Below are 24708 nucleotides of genomic sequence, written 5' to 3'. Positions count from 1 at the left end.
CCATGAACGACCTGTTCGGGAAGCTGAATCAGATCCACTCTGCCAAAGAAGGCGTGCCCCGCGTGCTGAAGTGGCTGGAGACCCTGCTACTGACCGGCTTTTTCGTGGTGCTCGGCGCATGGAACCGCCCCGACGATCCGTTCTACGTGTCTGGCGGCTTTCCATGGCCGGTGCTGGCGCCGCTGCTGGTGGGGCTGCGCTACGGCTTCTTTATGGCATTGGTTTCCGCCCTGCTGATCATCGGCGGGCTGGGGCTGCATCTGCGTGAAACTTCCGCCGGGCAGGCCTTTCCCGTGGTCTGGGCAATCGGCATCATGGCGGTCAGCCTGTTGGCCGGGGAATTCCGCGACTACTGGGGACGGCAACTGGAAAAGCTCAATGCCAGCAACCGCTACCGTCAGGTCCGGCTCGAGGAATTCACCCGCAACTTCTATCTGCTGAAAGTCTCCCATGACCGCCTTGAACAGCAGCTGGCCGGCAGTTCCAGCAGCCTGCGGGAAGCTCTGCGGCGGCTGTATGCGGAATTCGCCCATACTGGCCCACAGGGGCTGAGCCGCGAAAATGCCGGTCTGATGCTGCAGTTGCTGGTGCGCTATGGCCAGCTTCAGATTGCCGCCATTTACCCGATGAAAAACCACCGTCTCGGCGATGAACCGATTGCCACCGTGGGCGCCTTCCGCCCGGTCAAAAGCAGTGACCCACTGCTGGCACATGCGCTTGCGGAACGGTCGCTGGTGTCGGTCCAGACCGAGTATCGAAAACATATGGACGACCTGGACACCGACCTACTGGCCGCCATTCCGTTGATCGATTCCGAAGACCGGATCATCGCTATGTGCCTGATCGAGGCCATGCCGTTTTTCAACTTTCAGCCCAAATCGCTGCGGTTGTTGGCCATCCTGGCTGGACATATGGCAGACATAGTGCAAGAGCAGCAATCGGTTCCTACAGCGATCAGTCAGGAGTGGCGGCATTTCCATATGCAATTGGCAAGAGTTGGAAGAGACGCCGCACGGTTCGGTCTACCCGCGGCGCTGGTGGCTCTGGAAATGCACGATGCCCACCAGGCGACGATCATTACCAGCCACATCCGGAAAATCCGGCGTGGGTTGGATGTGGTGGTGGAAACCGGCGACCCTGAGGTGCAACAGGTGATAATTCTGATGCCGTTGACCGACGAGCTGGGACTTGCCGGTTATATGCAACGGCTCAATGAAGAATTGCAGGAAAGACTTGGGAAACCTCTACACAACCAACTCTCGCTCCAGGACAGCCTGCTGGTGAGCGACCGGCAACAGGCCGAAGAGTGGCTCCAGCGATTCCTGAACAACGGAGCCAAACGGTGAACAGCAATCTGCTGATTCTTTTCGCTATTGCGCTGGAGAGCGGGGGTATTGCCGGTCTGATGTCGGACCTGCCCCTGCAGGCCGCATTACCCGGCTATCTGTTGGCTCATGCACTAGCCTGCCTGGCCCTGACCGTGGTCATTTTGCCATTGTTGCCCGCACGCTATCGCGGGCAACCGCTGCTCACCACCCTGTTCCTGTTTTCCCTGCAATTTGCCATCCCATTTATCGGCAGTCTGGGCGTCTTCGTGGGCATTCTGCTGGCCCTGTATCTGCCCCGCTCCACCCGAGAAATGCCCTGGCAAGAGATGGACATCCCTGAATTGCCGTTCCAGCCTGTTGACATGGATTTACAGGTGATCTACAGCGAGGGCGGGCTGCGTCAGGTGCTGAGGGAAGCCCAGAGTCCGGACAAGCGCCTGAAAGCGCTACTGGCAACGCGGCAGATGGACGATCGTACCGGCATCGAGATTCTGCGCGAAGCCCTGAAAGACCCCACCGACGACGTGCGTTTGCTGGCCTATTCCATGCTGGAGCAGAAAGAGAAAATGCTGGCAGAGCGCGCCCGGAAGCTGCAGGCAGCAATGGCAAAAACCAGTGATATCGACAGCGTCGTGCTGCGACGCCGCCTTGCCCAGGTGTGGTGGGAAATGGCGTATCTGGGGCTGGCTCAGGGTGGCTTGCGCCAGTACTACCTGAACAATGCCCGCACCTTGTTGCTGGAGCTGACCGAGCGGCGCTCGCAGCACAACGACTGGCGGCTCCTGGGTCGGGTGGAACTGGCGCTGAATGATATTGATGCTGCAGAGGCGGCGTTTAACGCTGCCCTGGACGCCGGGTCACCGGCCGAGGTGATCCTGCCCTATCAGGCCGAGGTGGCGTTCCTGCAGCGAGATTTCCAGCGGGTGCGGTACTATCTGGCCACCTGTCCGCGCAACCGGATCCACCCTGCAAACCGGCCGATCATGGAGGCATGGTTATGAGCAACCCCACCGGACAGACGCCACCCAAGGCCGACATCGCGCTGCTGCTGGAGGGCACCTATCCGTTTATCCGGGGTGGTGTGTCTTCCTGGGTACACCAGATCATCACCGGCCTGCCGGATTACACCTTTGCGCTGATCTTTCTCGGCGGCGATCGTGCGCACTATGGCAAACAGCAGTATGAACTGCCTGCCAACGTTACGCACCTGGAGTGTCATTATCTGATGGACCCCCACGCCGAAACCCGGCCGCGGCCCAGCAAGGGCAACCGGCAAGCATTCCAGGCGCAGCGGGAACTGCACGACCAGTTCAAGTCCGGCACTCCAGTGCCGGCCCACGTTCTGCAACAGGTGTTCGCGGATCTGGGAGACAAGAAAGGCATCAGCCGGGAAGATTTTCTGTACAGCAAAGAGAGCTGGGAGATGATCGACGACAGTTATCGGCGGTTTTGCACCGAGCCGTCTTTCGTCGACTATTTCTGGACCATCCGCATTATGCATGCCCCACTGTTCCAGCTGGCAGAGATCGCTCGCAATATGCCACCGGTGCGCATGCTGCACTCGATTTCCACCGGATACGCCGGGCTGCTCGGCGCCATCGCCAGCGAGCAGCGCGGGCTACCCTACGCCCTCAGCGAACACGGCATTTACACCAAAGAGCGCAAGATCGACCTGTCCCAGGCTCAGTGGATCAGTGACCCGACGGACCAGGTCAGCGGCACCCTGGACGATCAGCTCGGGTATATCCGCCGGCTGTGGATCCGCTTCTTCGAGGCCCTCGGGCGGCTGGCTTACCAGCAGGCCCAGCCGATTGTCTCGTTGTATCAGGGCAACCGCCTGCGGCAACTCCAGGATGGCGCCGAAGAAGCGCGTACCTGCATCATTCCCAATGGCATAGATCCGGCCCGCTTCAACGCCGCCCGGCTGGCGCGCCCCTACGCCACCCCGAAAGTGCTGGGCCTGGTGGGGCGGGTCGTGCCGATCAAAGACATCAAGACGTTCATTCGCGCCGTGCGCAGCGTATGCGAAGTCATGCCCGAGGCCGAAGGCTGGATCGTAGGCCCGGAGGATGAGGATGCGGAATACGTCAGAGAGTGCAAAGAGCTGGCCACCAGCCTGGGGCTGGATAACAAGGTCAGATTTCTGGGTTTTCAGAACGTCAACGACATCCTGCCACAACTGGGGCTGATGGTGCTGACCTCCATTTCCGAGGCCCTGCCGCTGGTAATCCTGGAGGCGCATGCCGCAGGCCTGCCCTGCCTGGCCACCGATGTGGGCGCCTGCCGAGAGCTGCTGGAAGGCAGCGGCGACGAGGATCGCGCCCTCGGACCCAGTGGCGCGGTGGTGCCCATTGCCGATCCCGAAGCCACCGCCCGCGAGGCGATCCGGCTGCTCTCGGACCAGGAACTCTGGCACAAGGCCCAGACCGCTGGCCTGGAGCGGGTGAAGCGCTATTACACCCTGGACAGCATGTTCGACGCCTATCGCAACATCTATGACCAGCACCTGAGTGCATCGCCGGAGGCGTCCCGCTGATGGCCGGTATCGGATTTGAACTTCGCCGCATCCTGAAACGGGACAGCTTTCTCAACCTGCTGGAAGCCTATGGCCTGGCGGGCATTATCAGCTCCGGTCCCTGGGTGTTGTCAGTGCTGGGGGTCATGCTGATCGGTATCATCAGCCTGTCAGTGGCGGTATCGGGCACGGAGGTGGTGCAGTTCCTGGTGTCGGTGACCTACCTGATGGCCATTTCCCTCACGCTCTCGGGGCTGTTCCAGCACGTGTTTACCCGCTGGGTGGCCGACCGGCTTTACAGCAACCACCACGCTCTCATTCTGCCCAATCTGATGGGACTGATCTGGGTATCTACGTTGCTGTCCATGGCGCTGGGTGTGATTGCCATGATCTGGCTGATGCCGGGCACATCGGTGATGTACCGATTGCTGATGCTGGCCAACTTCGTGGTGCTGTGTAATCTGTGGCCGGTGACCATCTTCCTGTCGAGCATGAAGTCCTACCGCCGCATTGTGGTGGTGTTCACCCTCGGTTATGCCACCGCAGTTGTTGGCTCCCTGATCCTGGCCGATTACGGGCTGGAAGGACTGCTGACCGGGCTGTTGTTCGGCCACAGCCTGCTGTTCTTCAGCTTTTTCTACACCATCATCCGCCAGTACCCCGGCGATTCGTTTATCCGTTTCGATTTTACCCAACGCAGGCAGATTTTTCCGGCGCTGATTCTCACCGGCTTGCTGTTCAATGCCGCGGTCTGGGCAGACAAGGTGATTTTCTGGTTCCACCCGGACACCTCCCAGCCCATTATCGGCATGCTGAGAGCATCAGTGATCTACGATCTGCCGATTTTTCTGGCCTATCTGTCGATCATTCCCGGCATGGCAGTGTTCCTGGTGCGAATGGAGACCGACTTTTCCGAGGCCTACGACCGCTTTTACAATGCGGTGCGGGAAGGCGATACCCTGGCGCGTATCAATGACTTCCGCGACCAGATGGTGATCGTGGCTCGCAATGGCATCTACGAAATCTTCAAGGTGCAGGGGCTGACGGTCATTCTGCTGTTCCTCTGGGCGGAGGAGATTCTCACCGCCATCGGCATCTCCACACTGTACCTGCCGCTGTTCTACATCGATCTGGTGGCGGTCAGCATCCAGCTGCTGTTACTGGCGATCCAGAATGTGCTGTTCTATCTGGATGCCCGCGGCATCAACGTCACCCTGTGTACGCTGTTCTTTGCCAGCAACATTGTGCTGACGCTGATCACCATTGAGATGGGGGCATCGTTCTACGGTTACGGCTTTGCCGGCGCCACCCTGATCTCGGCGCTAACCGGCCTCTGGCTGCTGTCACGGAAGTTTGATCAGTTGGAATACGAAACCTTCATGCTGCAGGGCCGCTGACGGCCCGCAGCATATGGCGGGCGCTAGGGCCGCTTGGTCACGGCCATGGTCAGCCGTGAAATGCAGGTGGTCTTGCCCAGCTCGTTCTCCAGGCGAATTTCCCACACCTGAGTGGCACTGCCGATGTGCAGGGCTTTGGCGGTGCCATAGACCCAGCCCTTGCTGACCGGGCGAATGTGGTTGGCGTTGATGTCCAACCCTACCGCCACGGTGTTCGGGTCTTTCAGGCAACAGTTGGCGGCCATGCTGCCGAGGGTTTCCGCCAGCAGTACCGAGGCACCGCCGTGCAGTATCCCGAACGGCTGAACAGTGCGCTCGTCCACCGGCATACGGCCTTTGACGTAGTCATCACCCACCTCGAGATACTCGATGCCCATGTGGTGAACCGCCGTGTTCTGGCTGGCTTTCATCATCTGTTCAAGGTTCGGCGTTTGGGTCCAGATTGCCATTGCGCGTCAGTCTCCCGAAAGTTTGCTGTGGTTGGATTCTTACAACAGTCTATCCAGATAGGAAGCGAACGACTATTGGAATTTAGTCCCAGCTCAGACCACCCGCACCAACGCGTGTTTCTCCCACCCCAACCGGCCAGTCTCCACCACCTGACGGCGAATACCCGGCACCGGGCGGATCATGAACAGATCACCGTTGCGCCCGACCAGGGAACGGGGCACGCCACAGGCTTTCGCGATGTCGGCGTGGGCATCCATGTGCTCAGCCTCCCCGTGCACCGGAATGGCGACATTAGGTCGCACCCACCGATACATTGCTTCCAGTTCTTCCTGGGCAGGATGGCCAGAGGCATGGATCGGCAGGGCCGCGTCCTCCGCCGTGATGACGGTGACACCCATGGCCTTGAGCCGGTCAATCAGGGCGTTGATGGCGTCCTCGTTACCCGGTATGGCGCGGGCGCTGAAAATCACCGTATCGCCGCTTTCCAGCTCGAAGTCCCGCAGGCTGCCATTGGCCAGGCGCCTGAGCGCGGTGCGGGGTTCGCCCTGGCTGCCGGTGGCCACTGCCAATACCTCATGGCGAGGCAGGTAACCGAGGTGGGCGGCGTTGATCAGCTGATCGGCGGTATCCCATACCCCGGCGGCTTTGGCGGCACCGCTCATGTTGATCAGTGAACGGCCCAGCAACCCCATGTAGCGCCCGGTTTCCCGGGCAATCATCGCCAGAGTATGCAGGCGCGCAATATTGCTGCCAAAGCAGGTCACCACCACGCGACCCTCCGCACCCTGAATCGCCTTGAGCAAACCGTCATGGAGCGCCGCCTCGGACACCGAGTGGCCCGCCACGGTGGCGTTGGTGGAATCACACACCATCGCAGCCACGCCCTCGTCTGCCAGGTCGGTAAAGGTTTTGGGAGAGTAGCCGTGGCCCACCAGGGGCCGGTCATCCAGCTTCCAGTCGCCGCTGTGAAAAATATTGCCCAGGGGGGTGCGGATCATCAGCGCATTGGGGTCGGGGATCGAGTGGGTGAGCGCCAGCCACTGCACATTGAACGGACCAATCTGCCGCTGCTCGCCGGTATCCACCACGATGATGGGGACCCGGTGCAGCATATCGAATTCCGCCAGCTTGCGGCGCAGAATCTCGGCGGTGAAACGGCTGGTATAGATCGGGCACTGCAACAACGGCCACAGGTAGGGCACCGCGCCCACGTGATCCTCGTGAGCGTGGGTGATGATCAATCCGGCCAGCTGGTCGCGACGATCCGCGATGAATTCCGGGTCGGCCATCTGCACTGGCGGCTCGCCGGTGTGGTGGACGGTGCCGTCGGCCGAGATCCGGCCGGGGCGCGGGAAGGTTACTCCGCAGTCCACCATCAGCCAGCGGCCGTCGTGACCGTACAGATTGAGATTCATGCCGATTTCCCCGGTGCCGCCAAGAGGCAGAAACCAGAGGTCATTATGGTCAGGTGTCACGGTTGCGCCTGTTCGATGCCCCCCCAGATCTCTGTAGCGATCGATGCGGTGGTCTTTATCCGTTTTGAGCCCCGAGTATAGCCCTTTCAGGATCTGACCGGGACCGGTTTCCGTATTCGACGGTTGAAATCGGGAACGCTGGCCACAAAGTTCTACAACAAGGCAGTGAACCAGTACTCGAAGTCCCATTCATCCATCAACACAAGGATCGACTCCATGAACGTTCTGATGGTTCTGACTTCCCACGACCAGATGGGCGATTCCGGCCACAAAACCGGATTCTGGCTCGAAGAATTTACCTCACCCTATTACGTATTCAAGGACGCCGGAGCAAACATCACACTGGCTTCGCCGAAAGGTGGGCAACCCCCGGTCGACCCCAACAGTGAGGCCGACGACGCCCTCACCGAAACCACCCATCGCTTCCGGGAGGACGCTCACGCCAAGGAGTCCCTTGCCAGCACCAAAAAACTGGCGGATGTGGACATGCACCAGTTCGATGCCGTTTTCTATCCCGGCGGCCATGGCCCGTTGTGGGATCTGGTCAATGACGAAAAAAGCATTGCAGTGATCAAGGCCGCCCATGAGCAGGGCAAGGTGATTGGCGCTGTATGCCACGCCCCGGCCGTGTTCAAGAACGTGGAAGTGAAACCCGGGCAGAACATTGTCGGCGGTCGCGAAGTCACCGGCTTCAGCAACAGCGAAGAAGAGGCGGTGGGTCTGACTGGCATTGTGCCCTTCCTGTTGGAAGACATGCTCAAGGAAAACACCGCCACCTACTCCAAAGGGGACGACTGGGCACCCCACATCGTGGTGGATGGCAAACTGATCACCGGTCAGAACCCGGCCTCCTCCGAAGGCGTGGCCAAGGCGGTCGTGCAGGCATTGCAGGAGGGCTGAACACCGCCCTTTAAACGCTACTCCTGACCGCTATTCCCCGGCGTGGCTGATCAGCACGCCGGGGGCTCCCACCTCCAGCGTTTCCCGCAGTTCCGCCGGGATCGGCGCTTTCACCATCTTCGACGGCTGAATCAGCACGTAGGTAATGTCCGCTTCAGCGACCTGCTGTGCGTCACCGTGGCGCACAAACTCCAGATGCAGGGTGAACGACGTATTGCCAAGCCGCCCGGCGCGGATCCGCGCCTCCAGCACATCATCAAAGCGCGCCGGCGCGCGATAGTTCACGGTCAGGCTCACCACCTGGATGTCGAGATCCCGCGCCAGCAGATTCTGATAATCCCCGAACAGGGTGCGTATATACTCGTTTACGGCGATATCCACGTAATCCGCGTAGCGGGCGTTGAACACCACGGTCTGGGCGTCGCATTCGCTGTAGCGGACCCGAAATCGGAAGCGGAACGGCAGGTCGGCTGTGTCGGTCATCGTCTCTGGTTCTTGTGGCTGTTGGTGTCGCTAAAGCCTAACCGATCGTGGCACCGTTTTCCCCTGTGGCCTCGTCGCGGCTGGTCAATACCGGCTGGTGTGCTATGTTTTTCATACCCTCGCAAACAGGCAGGCGGTGCACATGAGCAACCCCAAGCACACCTTGTTCTGGATGACACTCTTCCTTGCTGTGGTGGTTGTGGTGTGCGCTCTCATCCATGCGCCGCTGACCACAGCGTTTATGGCCAACTGGGTCTTCAACCTGCTGATCGTGGGTGTGCTGATCATTGGCATCGCTCTGACCTACCGCCAGGTCATCATTCTGTTTCCCGAGCTGCGCTGGATTGCCCAGTTCCGCACCGGCAATGCCGGGCTGTCGGTGCTGCAGGAGCCGCGCCTGCTGAAACCGCTGGCGCGCCAGCTGGGCGACGAATTCAAGCGCGATCGTTTTACGCTCTCCACATTGTCCCTGCGTACGGTGCTGGACGGCATCCACTCGCGGATGGACGAGCAGCGGGAAATCACCCGTTACTTCATCAGCCTGCTGATATTCCTCGGATTGCTGGGCACCTTCTGGGGCTTACTCGGCACCATCAATGCCGTGGGCGATGTCATCACCAACCTCAATATGGACCAGGGCGACTTCGGCGTCGTGTTCGCCGATCTGCAGGCGGGCCTGCAAACGCCGCTTCAGGGCATGGGCACCGCCTTCAGCTCGTCCCTGCTCGGGCTCGGAGGTTCGCTGATCCTCGGCTTCATGGATATTCAGGCGGGCCATGCCCAGAACCGTTTCTACGACGGCCTCGAAGAATGGCTGACCAGCGTCACCAATCTGGTAGATTACGTTGACGATCCACGGCAGCAAACCGAGTAGCCGGCCGTGATTGGCTCCCGCCGCCGCAGCCGCAGCACGGTCAATGTCTGGCCGGGGTATGTGGATGCCCTGTCCGCCCTGCTGATGCTGATCATCTTCATGCTGCTGATCTACGTGGTCAGCCAACTGTACCTGTCCCAGACCCTGTCCGACCGCAACCTTGAGCTGGCAAAGCTCAACGACCGCCTGAACGACATTTCCCGCCTGCTGGGCCTGGAAGGAGAGAGAAGCACCGTGCTCGCCAGCCAGCTGGACGCCAGCCTGGAGCGCAACCAGCAGTTGCAGGGCCGTTTTGACAGTGTGCGTAACCAGTTAATGCAGACCACTGCGGAAAAGAAGGGACAGGAAGAGCAACTGGCCGCGCTCAACGAGACCATAGCAGCCCGGGATCAGGCGCTGGACGAGAAGGACGAGCTTTCCGCAAGCCAGCAGGCGATGATCCTGCGTTTATCCAACCAGATTGCCGCACTGGAGAACCAGCTCCGGCAGATCGCTGCCGCTCTTGAACTCCAGGAGCAACAGACCGCTGCCAAAGAGGCGGAACTGAAGGACATTAGCAGACGCCTGAATACCCTGCTGGCAGAGCGGGTGAATGAACTGCAACAGTACCAATCGGAATTCTTCGCGCGGTTGCGGCGCATCCTGGCGGAGAACGAAAACATTCGCGTGGTCGGAGATCGCTTCCTGCTGCCCTCGGAGCTGTTGTTTGCCTCCGGTTCGGCCGACCTGGGCGAGGAGGGGCAGCGTAAGCTGGATAAACTCGCGGGCGTCTTGCTGGACGTGGTGGAGCGCATTCCGGACGACATTGACTGGATTCTGCGAATTGATGGCCACACCGATCGGGTTCCCATCAACACCCCGCGCTTCCCATCCAACTGGGAGCTTTCCACCGCCCGGGCGGTGGCCGTTGTGCGCTACCTCGCCGAACAGGGCGTACCGGAGCGGCGGATGGTGGCCGCCGGTTTCGGGGAGTTTTTCCCCGTGGCCGACGGCACTTCAGCTGACGCTTTGCAACAAAACCGGCGGATTGAACTCAAACTGACAGATCGTTAAATCCTCAGAAATGAATCACCGTACGAATGCTCTTGCCTTCATGCATTAACTCGAAGGCCTCATTGATGTCTTCCAGCGGCATGTTGTGGGTAATAAACACGTCCAGCGGAATTTCCCCGATCCTGGCCTTTTCCACATAACCGGGCAACTCGGTACGACCTTTTACTCCGCCGAACGCCGAGCCTTTCCAAACCCGGCCGGTGACCAGCTGGAATGGGCGGGTGCTGATTTCCTCACCAGCGCCGGCGACACCGATGATGATGGATTCGCCCCAACCCTTGTGGCAACACTCGAGTGCCGAGCGCATCACATTGACGTTGCCGATGCACTCGAACGAGTAATCGACGCCGCCATCCGTCATGTCCACGATGACTTCCTGAATCGGCTTTTCGTAATCGCTGGGATTGACCACATCGGTGGCGCCGAGCTGACGGGCGATGTCAAATTTACCCGGGTTGATGTCAACGGCAATAATACGACTGGCTTTGGCCATGGTGGCGCCGATAATCGCGGCCAGGCCGATACCACCAAGGCCGAAGATGGCAACGGTGGCGCCCTCTTCCACTTTGGCCGTGTTGAGCACCGCACCGATACCGGTGGTGACACCACAGCCCAGCAGGCACACCTTGTCCAATGGTGCCTCCTTGGGAATCTTCGCCAGCGACACTTCTGGCAACACGGTGTACTCGGAAAAAGTGGAGCAACCCATATAGTGATAGACAGGCTCGCCGTTGTAGGAAAACCGGGAGGTGCCGTCCGGCATCACGCCCTTGCCCTGGGTTTCGCGCACGGAGCCACACAGGTTGGTCTTGCCGGACGTACAGAATTTGCATGAGCCGCACTCCGCGGTGTAAAGCGGAATCACGTGGTCGCCCACCTCGACCGAGGTGACGCCTTCGCCGATGGCCTCGACAATACCGCCACCCTCATGGCCCAGAATGGCAGGAAAGTTGCCCTCGGAATCGGCACCGGACAGGGTGTAGGCATCGGTGTGGCAGACGCCAGTGGCAACAACACGCACCAGCACCTCTCCTTTCTGGGGTGGAGCCACATCCACTTCCACAATTTCCAACGGTTTATTGGGGGCAAATGCCACCGCGGCACGGGATTTAATCACTGGTAGACTCCTTGACTTCGGGTAACGGGATTCGGGGTCGGAATTCGGGGTCGGAATTCACCGACCCATAATCGCTTATACAATGGTGAACGTACAGTATGGAAACGAACCGGACACGGCAGGTCTACGCTTGAACACGCTTTATTGGTTTACCCGGGATCTACGATTACACGACAACGCCGCCTTACTGGCCGCTTCCCGCTCGGACATGCTGCTCTGTGTTTATGTTGTTGACCCGCGCTGGTTCAAGCCCGGCCCGCTGCAGAGCAGGGCTATGGGCAAGCACCGCTGGCGGTTTTTATGGCAAAGTCTGATGTCTCTCGAGCGCAGCCTGCGTCCCCTCGGGCAACGCCTGCATATCGCCTTCGGAGAGCCGGAACAGGTGATTCCGCAACTGGTCCGCGAATACCGCATCAATCGGGTGATCCGCTCCCGGCAACCCGGCACAGAGGAAGCCGCTCAATGGCAAGGTATCAGGGATCAGCTTAACGGCGTGGTATTCCAGCAGTTCGAGACCCTGAGCCTGTTCACCGAGGGCTCGCTGCCCATAGCGCTGGAGGATCTGCCCGATACATTTTCACAGTTTCGCAAGCGGGTGGAGAAAACCGGCGAGCGCTGCTCAGAGCGCCTGAGAATACGCACCATGAGCGCACTGCCCCCGCCCCCAGGCTTCCCCGAGGATAACCGCGGCGACTGCCCGCTCATCGCAGAGCCGCTTCACCGATTGAAATTCACGGGGGGTGAACCTGCCGGACTGGAGCGTCTACAGACATTTCTTTATGGCAACCAGAGCATCGACCGCTACAAGGAAACCCGCAATGCCCTGGACAGCTGGGACGCGTCGTCCAAATTCTCGCCGTGGCTCGCCAACGGCTGCCTGTCTGTGCGTGAAGTGGCAGACACGATCACCGAGTATGAAGAACGGGAAACGAAAAACGAATCCACCTACTGGCTCTGGTTCGAACTGCTGTGGCGGGAGTACTTCTACTGGTACGCGCTGAAACACGGCGCCAGCCTGTTTCGCCGGGATGGCGTGCAACGCAAACACCGGCACGCCACCTTCTACGGTCACCGCTTCAAAGCCTGGTGTGAAGGCAATACCGAATACCCCATTGTGAATGCCGCAATGAACCAGCTGCAGGAAACCGGCTATATGAGTAACCGGGGGCGACAATTGGTCGCCAGCTGTTTTATCAACGAACTGGGCCTGGACTGGCGCTACGGCGCTGCCTGGTTTGAAGAGCAGCTGATCGACTATGATGTAGCGAGCAATTACGGCAACTGGCAATACCTCGCCGGCGTCGGCGCTGACCCCAGAGGCCTGCGGCAGTTCAATCTCGACAAGCAGACACATCAGTATGACCCGACAGGCACCTTTGTGGACCGTTGGGGCGGACATGCGGAACAGCCTGTCGGCTTACATACCGTGGATGCAGCAGACTGGCCCCTATTATGAGTCATTCCGAAGCAACTCCCACAATACAGGCGACTCTGGCTCGCCTGATTGACACCTGCCAGCCGTCAACACTGGTCGCCTGTGGCCAGATCGCAGAAGAGCTTGGGCACCGCTGGTGCCGGCAACATGACGGGGCCTCGCTGACCACACTGAACGCCAGTGAGCCCAACAGCGCTTTTCCACTGCCGTCGACCCAGGATCTTGCCCTGATTACCGATACTCTGGAGCACCTGACCCACGACGACGGCGAAACACTGCTAGGCCAGCTCCGTAACTACGGCACGCATCAGATCGCCGTGTTGGTGACGAACGATGCCCGCTGGACGTTTACCGACTTCATAGGGTTCGGATTCCGTCGGCACGCCGAAGTCACTGCCTCTGACAATGCGCAGACGCTGTACACCTACAACATCAGCACCTACAACCACAAGCGGGCATGGAATAACCCTGACCATTGGGCCAACCCCGAAATGTGGGGAAAAGCCTGGTGGTAGAAAATCAGCCTAAATATCCGTCCAAAACCAGACGACAACATTGGCCTGTTGCCACTGGAAATGTTGGTATATAAGGGACAGTACGACTTGAAAACCCACCTGACTTACCTCATATTAATCGTCGAGCTTCCCGGCTCAATGAGCGACATCGCTCACACCCTTTGCCACTGTCCGTAGTGTAAAACCCGACGGATAGTGGCTCTTTAAAGAGTGTTACATGGCTAAATTCTTTTCCTTTTTTTCAAAAGACGGCCAGGGACTGAGCGACAAAAAAGTTTCGGAAGAGCAAAAACCAGAACCGATAGCTGACGCAGTCTCCGGCAAGGAAGAACCTGTCACGCACCACGGAGCGTCGTCGCGGATGGTCGAGACGTCCATCGGCTGGTTTGCCCGCACCCGTGAAAAAGACGATCTCGGACCTTACCCTACCGAACAGGACGCTATGGACGCCCTTGCCGCGTACCTGAACTTCACGCGGCCCAACGAAGGCAGACCGTATTCTCCGCATGTGGTGCACGGCATGGTAATTCACGACCCGGACACCTGCCCCAAGGACCTGTGCGCCTTCTGTATCGAAGCGGAATCGTCGCAGCAGGATACCTGGAACGACCTGGTCGAAAGCTGATCCAGCGAAAATGGTAAGGCAACAAAAAACCCGCCAGATGGCGGGTTTTTTGTTGGTCGAACTGCCTGTATTAACCTGGTACTGGAAATAGGCCCAACAGGTCGCCCAGCACCGGAATACCACCCAGCTGATCCGACAGGTCAGCCAGCTGTTCCGGGTCGAACAGATCAGTGAGCTGATCCGGGTTCAGCTGCTCCGGGTTCAGTAGATCAGTCAGCGGGCCCAGAGGACTGTCGCCGCCCAGATCACCGCCTTGGAACAGCGTGATCAGCTCGCCGATCAACGGCAGATCCTCGGGATTCGCTCCGCCTTCGCTGAGCGCCAGCAGCTGCTCAACCAGATCACCGAGTACCGGGATCGAGGTGAGTTCGCCGCCGTCAAAATCGCCCAGGTTCGACGGGTCCAGCAGCTGGATCAGGTCGCCGATCAGCGGCAGCTGATCTGCGCCACCATCAGGGAAGCCGCCAGGGAAGTCGCTTGGCAGCGCCGCCAGAATGTCGCCAATCAGTGGCAGGGTTGCCGGATCAAACTCGAAATCGTCCGGAAGCATCAGCAGTTCTGCCAGCTGCCCCAGGCTGCCCGGATCCAGCGGGTTACCTTCCATGTTCAACAGGTCGCCGATCAGCGGCAGGTCCTCTGGGGAAAGCGGCAGATCGCTACCCGGAACACCTGGATTACCTGGCTCGGGAAGACCGTCCAGCAGCAGATCAAACAGAGCGCCACCAAGATTCAGCACGCCCTTCTCGCCAATGAACTGCTCAGTGCCGCTAAGCACGTCCAGCGATGCCAGAGCACCCAGGTCGAGGCCCAGTAACGAACCCTCCAGCAACCCCAGGTCGACCAGGGGTCTGTCATCTGTCTGGTTCAACAGATCACCGATGAGCGGGACCTCATTCAAAGCGTTCAACACGGTCAGCAGAGCATCTTCAGCCTCGGCCGGGAGCGGAAGGCTACTGTCATCCACCAGACGCAACTCGACACCGAGGCCATCATCCACCGGGAACAACTGGCCACCCAGCACATCGGACAGTTCCGGTGGCAGGTTGTTGAAATCACCGGAGGCGAAGCTTTCTGCCAAGGCCTGAATCAGTGCCGGAACCTGTTCGGGATTGCCACCCGTAAACGCGTCAGCAAGGCTCTGTAGCTGAGTCAGGTCCAGACCGAGATCAAGACCAACAACACAATCTGCCGAGGGGCTGACGGTCGTGACTGACTTCGGATCACAGACTGCAATGAGTGCAGACGTAAAATCGGTAAACTCGGTTCCATTCACAGTGGTGGTCTGGAAGCCATTAAAGTTATCAAGCCCACCGGCACCGCTGAGCAGGTCAGTCAACCCACTGAGCAGAGGAATCTGGAGCAGCAGCAGGTTATCGAGACTGTTGAGGCCGTCTTCCTCACTGCCGAAAGCCAGCGGCGCGAGCAGAAGACCACCCAGTCCATTCAGTCCCTCGTCCAGCGGTCCGAGCTGCGAAATCACGCTCTGGTTAAGAAGCACGATCAAACCACCCGTGCGGAACGTGAACGTTTCCTGCTGCAGAAGCGCATTTCCGGCGAGGTCGGCAATCGTGGTATCGACCTGAATTTCGTAGAACGTCTGGCTCTTCAGGTTGGCGTTAGGATTGAAACGGACAGAGTTGCCAACCGGGCTGAGCACGCCCGCAACTGGCACACCATTTCCGCCGACCTCAGTCACCGTAAAGTTGCTGGCTGTGACCGAAGCAGGGTCAATCTCTTCATCGAATTCAACCAGAATGTCAGAATCCACTGGCGCAAGCGTCACACCATCTTGCGGCGACGACGCCACAACACTGGGGCCCTGACCATCGAATTGGTCACCCGTCGTAAAGCTGGATGACTCGTTCGCCAACAGGTTCTTGGTCAGATCTGCTTCTCCGTCACACAGAGCGCGAAGCCCAGTTGTGGCGGTTACTTGGTAGTCGGTGTTGATCTGGAGATTCTGGTCGGGGTTGATCACAACCGCCGTTCCAAGAACGTTGTAGGTTGCAGGTACCGGGTTGGCGCCACCACCGATGGTGAAAGGCAGCGTGTTCGGATTGACCGATGCCTCATCGATCACCGCATTAAAAGTTACCCTGAGGCTTTTGTTGAGCTCAACGCCCTGCTCTCCGTCTGCCGGTACGAATTCGGCAACTTCGAAAACCGTACTTTCCGATGTGCAGAAAGTTTCCTGTTCGCCGCCAACGTTTCCGCCGTCCCCACCGTTATCGGAAGGTACGTCGAGCCGTGGGTCGCCAGGACCACCACTACCGCCGCCGCAACCGGCCAGCGCCATGGCTGACACGAGTGCCAGCGGAACCCAGTATTTTGATGATGTCACCATGATTGCGTCCTCTGCGACTTACTTTTTGATAATTTCTGAATATTGGCCGGATACAATCGCCTCGACACGACGATTCTGCATCCGCCCTTCAGCGGTACCGTTAGACGCAATCGGTTGAGATTCGCCCATACCGGTGGTGTTGATGCGATCCGAGCTAATGGAAAACTCGTTGATCAGAACCTTCATGACCGCGTTAGCACGGCTCTTCGAAAGCTCCTGGTTGTAGCCGGCAGAGCCGGTGCTGTCGGTATGGCCCTCCAGAAGAATGGCGCTGTTCGGGTACTGCTTCATCACGTCAGCCAGCTTTTTGATGTCCGGGTAGAACTGCTTGCGCACCTCGGTTTTGTCCAGCTCGAACTCGACGTAGAGCGTCTCCCGAATGTCTTTAGTCAGTTCCTTGGCACAACCATCGGAATCAACCAGGGCGCCTTGTGGGGTATCCGGGCATTTGTCGAGTTGGTCAATTACGCCGTCGCCGTCGGAATCCTTGGGGGGCTCGATCTTGGGCTCTTTCTTGGTTGCCAGCACCACTTCACGTTTGGGTGCAGCCGGGTACTCCCGACCAAACAGAAAAGCCACACCGGCGAAGTACTGGCCGTCTACGTAGCCGTCTTCAAGCTCGGTGCGGGCGCGAATGCCGCCTTCCACCAAGAACCGTTGCGACAACATGCGCTGCAAACCACCTTCCAGGTACAGTGCATCTTCGGTCTTGGAAGCGCCGGTGCTATCCACGTCGAAGTCGGTGTAGCTGTATCCCAGGCCACCAAACGGACGCCAGCCACCCAGGCGGAACTTGCCGGGGTGAACCCGACCGCCCAGAGAAAAACGCATCATGTCCACATCAAGGCCCGTGGTCCGGGTTTCAGGCTCTGCGTAGCTGCCTTGCAGCAACATGCTGATATTGGGATTGAACTGATGAGTGAAGTTCAGGCCGAGCTCGCCGTAGTTATCAAGGTTGTCGCTGACCGTGCCTTTATTCCGGGAGTTACCGGAATCCACATAACTGCCTTCAATGCCAACCGAGCTATAGCTCAGCGGAAAATTTTCATTTGCAAGAACTGCCGCCGGCACCATAAGAGCCACCGCGACAACCCCCTTCCAGTGTGAAACACCCATGTTAACTCTCCTTTAGGTTTTTTAATCTTGCGTCAGTATATGATAGGTCATATTATTTTCAGAGGGCGATAGATGTGTATTTGACATTCTTTTATAAATGATGCAAATCGGGCTCAGCGAAGGCTGTTCGCCCACCACGGTCGACAACCAAAGAGGCCATCTCAGGGAGCGGTAGGGATAGGGCCGGAGGTAAGGGATATGACCACGCTTATGGTACGGGACAGTGCAGGGCTTTCAGCGAAAGACACCGATCACCCGGAATACGACCGACTCACCGGACTGCTGAACCGGGAAGGCTTTGCAGCACTTCTGCAAAGCCGAATGCAAACTTTGAAAAAACAGTCGGTTATCCATCTCGATTTCGAGCATTTCGGGCTCATAAATCAGAAGTTCGGCCGCGAAACCGGCGATTACATCCTGCGCAACACCGCACTCAGGCTGCGCCGTTTGCTGGGCAACCAGAATAGCTACTGCCGCCCGGCCGGAGACGAATTTCTTATTCTGATCAACGCCAGTAAAAAAGAGGATCTGCTGGCCAGCGCCTATGACATCCAGGTGGCCCTGGAACGACCATTCCAGATAGGCTCCCAGCAAATCAGCCTGAGCGCCAACATCGGCATTGCCCGATGCCCACTGGATTCCGACAACATTGAGTTGCTGCCCGATCTTGCCGAGTGCGCCCTACGGCTCGCCAAATCACGGCAAGAACCGGTCGCGTTTTTCAGCCGTGAGTTTCACACCGAAATGACACGCACGCTGGATGTAGAGCAGGCGCTGAAATCCGCCATTCAAAAAAACGAACTGGAAGTCTTCCTGCAACCCAAGTACTGCTTCAAAAGTGGTGACATTGTAGGGTTTGAGGCGCTGCTGAGGTGGCAGGACACCCTGCTGGGCAGCGTTACCCCCCAGGAGTTCGTCGCCGTAGCCGAGCATTCAATGCTCGGCCAGCAACTGGATTTTTATGTACTGAGAACCGTGAGCGAACTGATTGCCGAGCGCAAAGACCTGGGGCTCTTTACCCCACCCATCTCCATCAACATCACTACCGGGCATTTTTCCGATCCGGAGCTGACCGGCAACATTTTTGCGATTCTGGAGGCGGCTGGCGTGGTGCCGACGGATATTGTGCTGGAGATCACCGAGGGCGTGCTGATGGAATCCGACGGGCAGGTGGCACCTAATCTCAGGATTCTCAGGGAAAGCGGCTTTGCCATCGCCATCGACGACTTCGGCACCGGCTACTCAGCACTCAGCTATCTCAAATTCATACCAGCTACCGAACTAAAAATCGACAAAAGCTTTATGGAAGATATTGAATCAGAACAAGGCAAAACTCTGATCAGCATCATCATCAATCTGGCCAAGACCTACAACCTGGCCGTTACGGCTGAGGGCATCGAAACCGAAGCTCACCATACATTGCTTCAGGGGCTTGGCTGTGATTACGGGCAGGGCTATCTCCTGTCTAGGCCACTTCCGGCCCAGTGCGCCCTGCACCTGCTGCCGCCCTCCCCGGCCCCGCGCCAGCTGGGCTGAAGGCCTGACGCCTCAGGAGAGATCCGGGCGCGCCGCGGCTTTGGCGCCCGGCGTGTAGGCTCTGAGCAGGCTCACACGGCCCAGCAATCGTCCGTAAACGGCAAAAAGGCCAAGGAAGCTCGCGAACATGAGCCACTCCGGCACCTGATACAGCTCGCCCATCAATCCCACCGCCGCCAGCAACGTGGCTGCAAACACCATACATACCAGCGCCTGAGTCTGGCTGAAGCCAGCACGGAGGAACATGTGGTGCAAATGGTCACGGTCGGGCACCATCATGGACTGGCCATTCCGGACCCGCCGCACCATGATCGCCACCATATCCATCAGCGGCAGCGCGATGATCCACAACGCCGTAACCGGGCGCATAGCCGGCGCCTCCGCCTGGGTGCCGTTAATCAGTAGCCAGACAATCGCAAATCCGATGAAAATAGAGCCCGCATCTCCCATAAAAATCTTCTGGCGAAACCAGAAAATCTGCAGATTCGCCGCGAGATAGGGCACCAGGGCAACGGCAATCCCGAGCGATAATGCCAGTTCCAGCTCGAAGCCAGGCTGCAGACTGAACAGGTACGCCAGCGACAACAGAGCCACCAGGCTCACGGCGCCGGCGAGACCGTCAATGCCATCCATCATGTTGAACGCATTGGTTGCGCCAATCACCGCGGCGATCGTGATCAGCGAACCGACCAGCAGGCCAAACTGAATCTGTCCGAAACCCAACAAATCTCCAAAGGTATCCAGATGCAGGCCGGAGCCTGAAATCAGCAGAATACCCAGCAGCACCTGGGCTGACAGACGGAACTTCGCGGGCAGATCACGCGCATCGTCCACCGCGCCGATCACAACCAACATACACGAACAGAAGAAAAACACCGCGTAGCCCAGATCCATCGGCATCACCAGCACCCACGCGACAAACAGTCCGGAGAAAGCACTGAGCCCTCCCACCAATGGCACAGCACCGACGTGCACTTTGCGATGGTCGGGGTTATCCAGTAGACGAATCCGAACGGCAAACGGCTTGAGTACTGCAAGCGCCAGCCAGGCAAAAATGCCGGCTGCGATAATCAGGGTCAGGGGAAGGATGTTCACGGAGCCTCCATGCTATCAAATGCACCTATTTATGCTGAACGTTTATTTGGAAAACAGATACTTCCACCATAGGCTTTCGCGTTTGAGTCGCAATTAAATGCTTGTCGGGGAAATTGACACATCGTTAATTTATCTTATAACCCACTATATGCCAATCTGTGTTGCGGTTTTTTTACACACTTCCATGCTTTGCAAGTCGTGGCTCCGGTCCTCTTCAAGGCATCGGGGCGCGGGGCATGGGAAATACGTCTTTTTGGCAATGTCGATCGTATTGACTCAATACTTTGAATGCAGGCGGGAGATCTAAAAATTGCTTTTTTCAGATGATGAGGAGTCCAGGATCATTGAAATGGCCTGGGAGGACAGAACGCCCTTTGAAGCAATAGAGCAGCAGTTTGGCCTGGGGGAGCCTGAGGTGATAAAGCTGATGCGTAAGCGCTTGAAGCCACGAAGTTTCAGGCTTTGGCGGGCAAGGGTAAGCGGTCGTGCAACAAAACACGCCAGCATTCGAAGCCCGGACGTCAGCCGGGGCTATTGCCCAACTCAGTATAAGCCGCGCTGAGGAACTGGCTGGCCGGTTTAGCTTTTGATCCGGCCCTTGATGTTACCCGGCCTCACCGCGGATCTGGGCGCACCGATCATGCCTTCGTCTCGCGAATACAACGCCTGGGAATTGTGGCTGGAAACAGCCAGTGAATCGACACACAGCGTCATGATTGTGCGCTCGGCCGCGGTATTCATGCCCGGCGCTCGCTCTGACACCAGGGACTTATCGAGAGATCTCAGTGTTCGCGCACTCAACAGGCGAAGCTCCATTCCCTCGGAAGCCATGGCCTTGATTTCATCAATGTAGCGTTCATCGTAGTCAGCTTGCATGATTTCATCCGCCTTTCGTCAGTATTTACAATTCCATTGTATCAGACTGCCCGTGCCAACTCTTTGACCATTGTCACATAGTCACTATAATACTGAACGGGCAACAGCCATTCCACTTTGCTGCTGTTGGCTGCCACAGTATCATCTTCCTGTAACGCGGAAATCAGAACATATCCGTAGGTCTGGTAGAACTTGCAGACTTCCGCCGCATTCTCCCGATCGGTAACCGATTCCCAATCCGCGTAGACCACGTACTCTTCACCATCCAGATCAAAGGAAATCATCTGCGGCGAGCCCTGGCCAAAGGATTCACCGAGAAATACGACATCTTCCGGCGCGGAGCTGGCCTGGGGCAGCCCGTAAAGGAACCAGACAATGTTGCTGATTTTCTGATGTTCATCTCGCTGAATTGCGAGCGTACCGTCTAATACTATGGCCATTTCACACAATCCCTTACAGCCGTTAACTCAGTATTCGCGACGCTGTATTTCCGTCAGGTATTCGTCCATTTCAGCCTGGCTGGCGAAAATCGTCAGATCCGGCATCACTTTTACAATTTCAAACACTTTCCGCACGCCCTTGGACATCTGAGACATGCTCACCTGACCACCACGTGCTTTCATCTGCTTCAGTGTCTTGAAGATCACACGAAGGCCGGCAGAACTGATAAAAGTGACCCCACCCATGTTGATGGCCACCACTTTGGTTTCCGGCGTCATCAGCTTCGACAGCTTGTCGTCCAACTGCGGTGCGGTTTCGCTGTCCAGCGCGCCCTGTAGGGCCAGGCTGACGGTTTCAGCGGTACTCTGGAGATGATCAATGGTTAATGACATGAATGTCTTTCCTGCATTGTTCTAGAAATTCTTTTTGATGGTCCACTCATTCATTCCGTCGTGGTAGTGGTAGTGCTGTTCGTCGCTTAATGAGGATATCAGCACCAAGCCCAGCCCCCCGATACTGCGTTGTTCAATGGGTCGGTCAGTCACCGTTTTTGCGGCTTCGAACGGGTCGAACTTTGCTCCGGCGTATCTGAATTTCATTGTTACACCGGATGACGTTTTGTCCAGTTTTAACGTCCAGTCCATATCCCCCGCGTGGGGATAAACATGATGGGTCATGTTGGCCATAAATTCGTCAACAATGATCAGGCATTCGTGAGTCACCTCATCCGGCAGTCCATGCAACGCCGTTGTGGTGACGCCGAGAACGTCACTGACCGAATCATTTGCGTGAACGGTAAAAATCATAACGCCCCGGAATGATGCTGTATGGTCATTATTGTAATGTCATCTGATTGTGGAGCATAGCCGGAAAACTGCTCTATTTCACGCCTGAGCGTGGTCAGGAAACTGTTGCCTTTCTCATTGGCCCGATAACCAACACTGACCAGTCTCTCGTCACCGAATTCCTGCTGTGCCGCATTGAACGATTCGGTCACGCCATCACTGTACAACGTCAGGCTGGCGCCGGACGCTATTTTCACGTAATCCGACTCGAACTGGCTTTCCTCATAGAGCCCCAGGGGCGGCCCGGATATCCCGGTAATCAATTGCGGGGTCATGAACGGCTCTACCAGCATCGGCGCGGTGTGGCCGGCGTTCACAAATTCCATCTCGCCGCTGGCCAGGTCCAGCAAGGCGAAAACAGCGGTCACGAACATGCAGGAGTCGTTGTTATCACACAGCTCAGTATTCAGTTTGGTGATGATGCGTTCAAGGTTCGAATCTTCCGCCTTGGTGAGGTAGTTAATAAGTGAGATGGTTTTTGCCATGAAGAGCGCGGCAGGGACGCCCTTGTCTGACACGTCACCCACCACCAGCAACAACTTGCCGTTGTCACAGCGGATGACGTCGTAGAAATCGCCCCCGACTGCCCTTGCAGGCTTGAGCAAGGCCTCTATGGTCCAGTCCTTGTAGGTTTCCCGGAACTCCCCCTGCAGCGGCACCATCGACATCTGGATATCCCTGGCAACAGACAGCTCACCCTCCAGCTTTTCCCGCGCGCCTTTTTCACGTTCCACCGATTGTGACAGCGAGCTCAGCAAGCGCATACTCATCATGCTGGTGGACAACATTGCCCCGATCATCACCAGGTAATCGATGGTTGCCTTGGCAACATAGAAATAGCGCGGCTGAATCGTCAGCACCCCCAACAGAGTCTGCTGATCCACCAACAACGGCACCGCAAGCACCGGGCGTTTTTCCTGACCTCGGGCGCACACCTGGTGGAGGCTGTCCGATGGCATCACATAGCCGCTGGTGGCGTTATCACCCAGGGTGTCTTTCAGTTCATCGACGGTGAACGTCAGACCGGGTGAAGTGAGATCCGCGCCGGCCAGGGTGGACGCAATGGGGCGAAAACAGTCTTCCTGCAACGGCCGTTCCCACAGGGTAATGCCGCCCAGCTCATACTGGCTTTTCACCAGCTGCAAAATGCTCTCCAGATCTTGTCTGAGATTGCCTGAAGTAACCCCCGCCAGACGCACGCCGATACTGCGAATAAAGCGCTCATACGACAAGGTAGCCTCCAGCGACACCTGCCAGGTGTGGCGCTCAATGGCGAGGCTGGCAAGGGACACAACGGAGGAGAATTCAGCAATTTCCTGCTCGGTCGGGTGTTTTACTCTGTCAAAAAACAGGGTCATCACACCGAGGAGGTTGTTTTCTCTGCCGTTGATCACCTCAGACCAGGACGAGGCCATCCCCAGCTCATACACCATCGAGCCATAACCCTGCCAGCGGTGATCGGTCTTGAGGTTTTCACAGATGACCCGGCCACTGATGTACGCCGCAGAACCGATGGAAGTCGCACCGTAGCGAGACATGATCGTAGGGAACAACTGATGAAACGCTTTTACGAACGGTGAAGAACCGGACGGCCGCAACGTGGCGCTTTGCTCGTCGTACAGCGTGATGACGCAATTTGAGTGGCCGATAACCACCTCGGCAAGCTTCGACAGCGTATCCAACACGGTGTCGAGGGGGCGGCCTGACATGATGCCCACCAGCGAGCGGTTCCGCAGGTGCTCGGCTATCTGGTTGGTTTTAATGCCATGGATGTTGTTTGCGGCAAACAGTCGCGCCAGGCGACCTTCAAAAGCGGTGTTACTGACGGTGGCCTCCACCCAGAGGTGGTCATCCTCACCGGTCCGGAAGCACCATTCCTTGCGTTCGGTACCGATCACCCGCGCTTGCTGCAGCCAGTCCTCAAAGTCGATCAGCCTGTGAGGCGCCGGGAGCCATGAATCCGGGCGGGAGATAAACTGATCCATCAGTTCAGCAGTCGTGTCTTTGCCAAACGCCTCGAGGGCCTGTTGGTTGGCGAACAGAAGAATGGGCGCATAGCGCTCGAACACCAGGATGATCTGCGACGCCTGGTTCAGCAGCGCCCGCGTGTCGGCCGTGGCGGACTGCAACTGCCGCGACATCAGATTCCGCTCTTCTTGGTGTAGCAGCTTAATCCGCCGCATTTTGCGGCGGATCAGCGTCAGCGCTACGGTAAGCCCAACGGCGGCAAGAACGCTGACAATCGCCAGCCATTCAACCACTCCGAGCAATGCCATCATGTCCATATG

Annotated in this window: 24 protein-coding genes; 12 read left to right on the top strand and 12 right to left on the bottom strand. The window is 57.8% G+C overall.

The annotated features are described in order from the left end of the window. Positions 1–2 precede the first annotated feature (2 nt). From MLC70_RS09085 to pelG, 4 genes are read left to right on the top strand one after another with little or no spacing between them, the layout of a single operon-like run. Complete coding sequence (locus MLC70_RS09085; protein ID WP_248183235.1) at positions 3–1346, top strand: PelD GGDEF domain-containing protein; 1344 nt, start codon at positions 3–5, stop codon at positions 1344–1346. Further along, entirely contained in the window at positions 1343–2329 is a 987-nt protein-coding gene (locus tag MLC70_RS09080) for a HEAT repeat domain-containing protein (RefSeq protein WP_248183234.1), read from the top strand. The genes MLC70_RS09085 and MLC70_RS09080 overlap by 4 nt, the downstream gene beginning before the upstream one ends. Further along, complete coding sequence (gene pelF, locus MLC70_RS09075; protein ID WP_248183232.1) at positions 2326–3864, top strand: GT4 family glycosyltransferase PelF; 1539 nt, start codon at positions 2326–2328, stop codon at positions 3862–3864. Before MLC70_RS09080 ends, pelF begins: the two co-directional genes overlap by 4 nt. Continuing rightward, positions 3864–5240 carry an exopolysaccharide Pel transporter PelG gene (gene pelG / locus MLC70_RS09070; RefSeq protein WP_248183230.1) on the top strand — a complete coding sequence of 459 codons (1377 nt, stop codon included), beginning with the start codon at positions 3864–3866 and terminating at the stop codon, positions 5238–5240. Before pelF ends, pelG begins: the two co-directional genes overlap by 1 nt. 23 nt (positions 5241–5263) lie before the next feature. Here the strand turns inward: pelG and MLC70_RS09065 are convergent, their stop codons facing one another. Both MLC70_RS09065 and MLC70_RS09060 read right to left on the bottom strand, forming a co-directional pair. After that, entirely contained in the window at positions 5264–5689 is a 426-nt protein-coding gene (locus tag MLC70_RS09065) for a hotdog fold thioesterase (protein ID WP_248183229.1), read from the bottom strand. Positions 5690–5782: 93 nt separating this feature from the next. Next, positions 5783–7165 carry a ribonuclease J gene (locus MLC70_RS09060; RefSeq protein WP_248183227.1) on the bottom strand — a complete coding sequence of 461 codons (1383 nt, stop codon included), beginning with the start codon at positions 7163–7165 and terminating at the stop codon, positions 5783–5785. 216 nt (positions 7166–7381) lie between these two features. Between MLC70_RS09060 and MLC70_RS09055 the strand changes: the two genes are divergently transcribed. Continuing rightward, entirely contained in the window at positions 7382–8065 is a 684-nt protein-coding gene (locus MLC70_RS09055) for a type 1 glutamine amidotransferase domain-containing protein (protein WP_248183226.1), read from the top strand. 30 nt (positions 8066–8095) lie between these two features. Here the strand turns inward: MLC70_RS09055 and MLC70_RS09050 are convergent, their stop codons facing one another. Further along, a complete protein-coding gene (locus tag MLC70_RS09050; RefSeq protein ID WP_248183225.1) occupies positions 8096–8548 on the bottom strand; it encodes an acyl-CoA thioesterase in 453 nt (150 codons plus the stop codon). Between the two features lie 142 nt (positions 8549–8690). On the opposite strand from MLC70_RS09050, the gene MLC70_RS09045 reads away from it, so the two are divergent. After that, entirely contained in the window at positions 8691–9422 is a 732-nt protein-coding gene (locus tag MLC70_RS09045) for a flagellar motor protein MotA (protein ID WP_248183222.1), read from the top strand. Between the two features lie 6 nt (positions 9423–9428). Continuing rightward, a complete protein-coding gene (locus MLC70_RS09040) occupies positions 9429–10475 on the top strand; it encodes a peptidoglycan -binding protein (RefSeq protein ID WP_248183221.1) in 1047 nt (348 codons plus the stop codon). 4 nt (positions 10476–10479) lie between these two features. Here the strand turns inward: MLC70_RS09040 and MLC70_RS09035 are convergent, their stop codons facing one another. Continuing rightward, positions 10480–11592 carry an S-(hydroxymethyl)glutathione dehydrogenase/class III alcohol dehydrogenase gene (locus MLC70_RS09035; RefSeq protein ID WP_248183219.1) on the bottom strand — a complete coding sequence of 371 codons (1113 nt, stop codon included), beginning with the start codon at positions 11590–11592 and terminating at the stop codon, positions 10480–10482. Positions 11593–11722: 130 nt separating this feature from the next. Here MLC70_RS09035 and MLC70_RS09030 point away from each other — a divergent pair, with 130 nt between their 5' ends. From MLC70_RS09030 to MLC70_RS09020, 3 genes are all read left to right on the top strand, one after another. Beyond that, positions 11723–13048 (top strand): DASH family cryptochrome, encoded by a 1326-nt coding sequence (locus MLC70_RS09030; RefSeq protein ID WP_248183217.1) that lies wholly within the window; start codon positions 11723–11725, stop codon positions 13046–13048. Then, on the top strand, positions 13045–13542 hold the full coding sequence (locus tag MLC70_RS09025; protein ID WP_248183215.1) for a DUF6231 family protein: 498 nt from the start codon (positions 13045–13047) through the stop codon (positions 13540–13542). Before MLC70_RS09030 ends, MLC70_RS09025 begins: the two co-directional genes overlap by 4 nt. Before the next feature lie 217 nt (positions 13543–13759). Next, complete coding sequence (locus MLC70_RS09020) at positions 13760–14167, top strand: DUF6316 family protein (RefSeq protein WP_248183214.1); 408 nt, start codon at positions 13760–13762, stop codon at positions 14165–14167. 70 nt (positions 14168–14237) lie between these two features. Here the strand turns inward: MLC70_RS09020 and MLC70_RS09015 are convergent, their stop codons facing one another. Both MLC70_RS09015 and MLC70_RS09010 read right to left on the bottom strand, forming a co-directional pair. Next, complete coding sequence (locus MLC70_RS09015; RefSeq protein ID WP_248183211.1) at positions 14238–16511, bottom strand: Ig-like domain-containing domain; 2274 nt, start codon at positions 16509–16511, stop codon at positions 14238–14240. Between the two features lie 18 nt (positions 16512–16529). Continuing rightward, a complete protein-coding gene (locus tag MLC70_RS09010; RefSeq protein WP_248183208.1) occupies positions 16530–17627 on the bottom strand; it encodes an OmpA family protein in 1098 nt (365 codons plus the stop codon). Between the two features lie 198 nt (positions 17628–17825). Between MLC70_RS09010 and MLC70_RS09005 the strand changes: the two genes are divergently transcribed. Continuing rightward, positions 17826–19163, top strand: a complete 1338-nt coding sequence (locus tag MLC70_RS09005; RefSeq protein ID WP_248183207.1) for a putative bifunctional diguanylate cyclase/phosphodiesterase — start codon at positions 17826–17828, stop codon at positions 19161–19163. A 12-nt stretch (positions 19164–19175) separates the two neighbouring features. Here MLC70_RS09005 and wecA read toward each other — a convergent pair whose 3' ends face one another. Beyond that, entirely contained in the window at positions 19176–20258 is a 1083-nt protein-coding gene (wecA, locus tag MLC70_RS09000) for a UDP-N-acetylglucosamine--undecaprenyl-phosphate N-acetylglucosaminephosphotransferase (protein ID WP_248183206.1), read from the bottom strand. A gap of 310 nt (positions 20259–20568) precedes the next feature. Between wecA and MLC70_RS08995 the strand changes: the two genes are divergently transcribed. After that, positions 20569–20820, top strand: a complete 252-nt coding sequence (locus MLC70_RS08995; RefSeq protein ID WP_282448394.1) for a TIGR03643 family protein — start codon at positions 20569–20571, stop codon at positions 20818–20820. A 17-nt stretch (positions 20821–20837) separates the two neighbouring features. Here the strand turns inward: MLC70_RS08995 and MLC70_RS08990 are convergent, their stop codons facing one another. Genes MLC70_RS08990 through MLC70_RS08970 form a run of 5 tightly spaced genes read right to left on the bottom strand, consistent with a single transcriptional unit; the run spans position 20838 to position 24705 of the window. Then, positions 20838–21134, bottom strand: a complete 297-nt coding sequence (locus MLC70_RS08990; protein ID WP_248183204.1) for a hypothetical protein — start codon at positions 21132–21134, stop codon at positions 20838–20840. Between the two features lie 41 nt (positions 21135–21175). After that, the gene (locus MLC70_RS08985; RefSeq protein ID WP_248183203.1) at positions 21176–21574 is read right to left on the bottom strand and encodes a hypothetical protein; all 399 of its coding nucleotides are present in this window, start codon (positions 21572–21574) and stop codon (positions 21176–21178) included. A gap of 27 nt (positions 21575–21601) precedes the next feature. Next, positions 21602–21967, bottom strand: coding sequence for an STAS domain-containing protein (locus MLC70_RS08980; protein WP_248183200.1), 366 nt, complete (start codon positions 21965–21967; stop codon positions 21602–21604). Positions 21968–21988: 21 nt separating this feature from the next. Further along, complete coding sequence (locus tag MLC70_RS08975; RefSeq protein WP_248183199.1) at positions 21989–22381, bottom strand: ATP-binding protein; 393 nt, start codon at positions 22379–22381, stop codon at positions 21989–21991. Then, complete coding sequence (locus tag MLC70_RS08970; protein WP_248183198.1) at positions 22378–24705, bottom strand: GAF domain-containing SpoIIE family protein phosphatase; 2328 nt, start codon at positions 24703–24705, stop codon at positions 22378–22380. Before MLC70_RS08970 ends, MLC70_RS08975 begins: the two co-directional genes overlap by 4 nt. Positions 24706–24708 lie beyond the last annotated feature (3 nt).

The organism is Marinobacter goseongensis (assembly GCF_023156235.1).
GTDB lineage: Bacteria > Pseudomonadota > Gammaproteobacteria > Pseudomonadales > Oleiphilaceae > Marinobacter > Marinobacter goseongensis.
The sequence above is the reverse complement of the archived record's forward strand: the minus strand, read 5'-3'. Positions and strand labels throughout refer to the sequence as shown.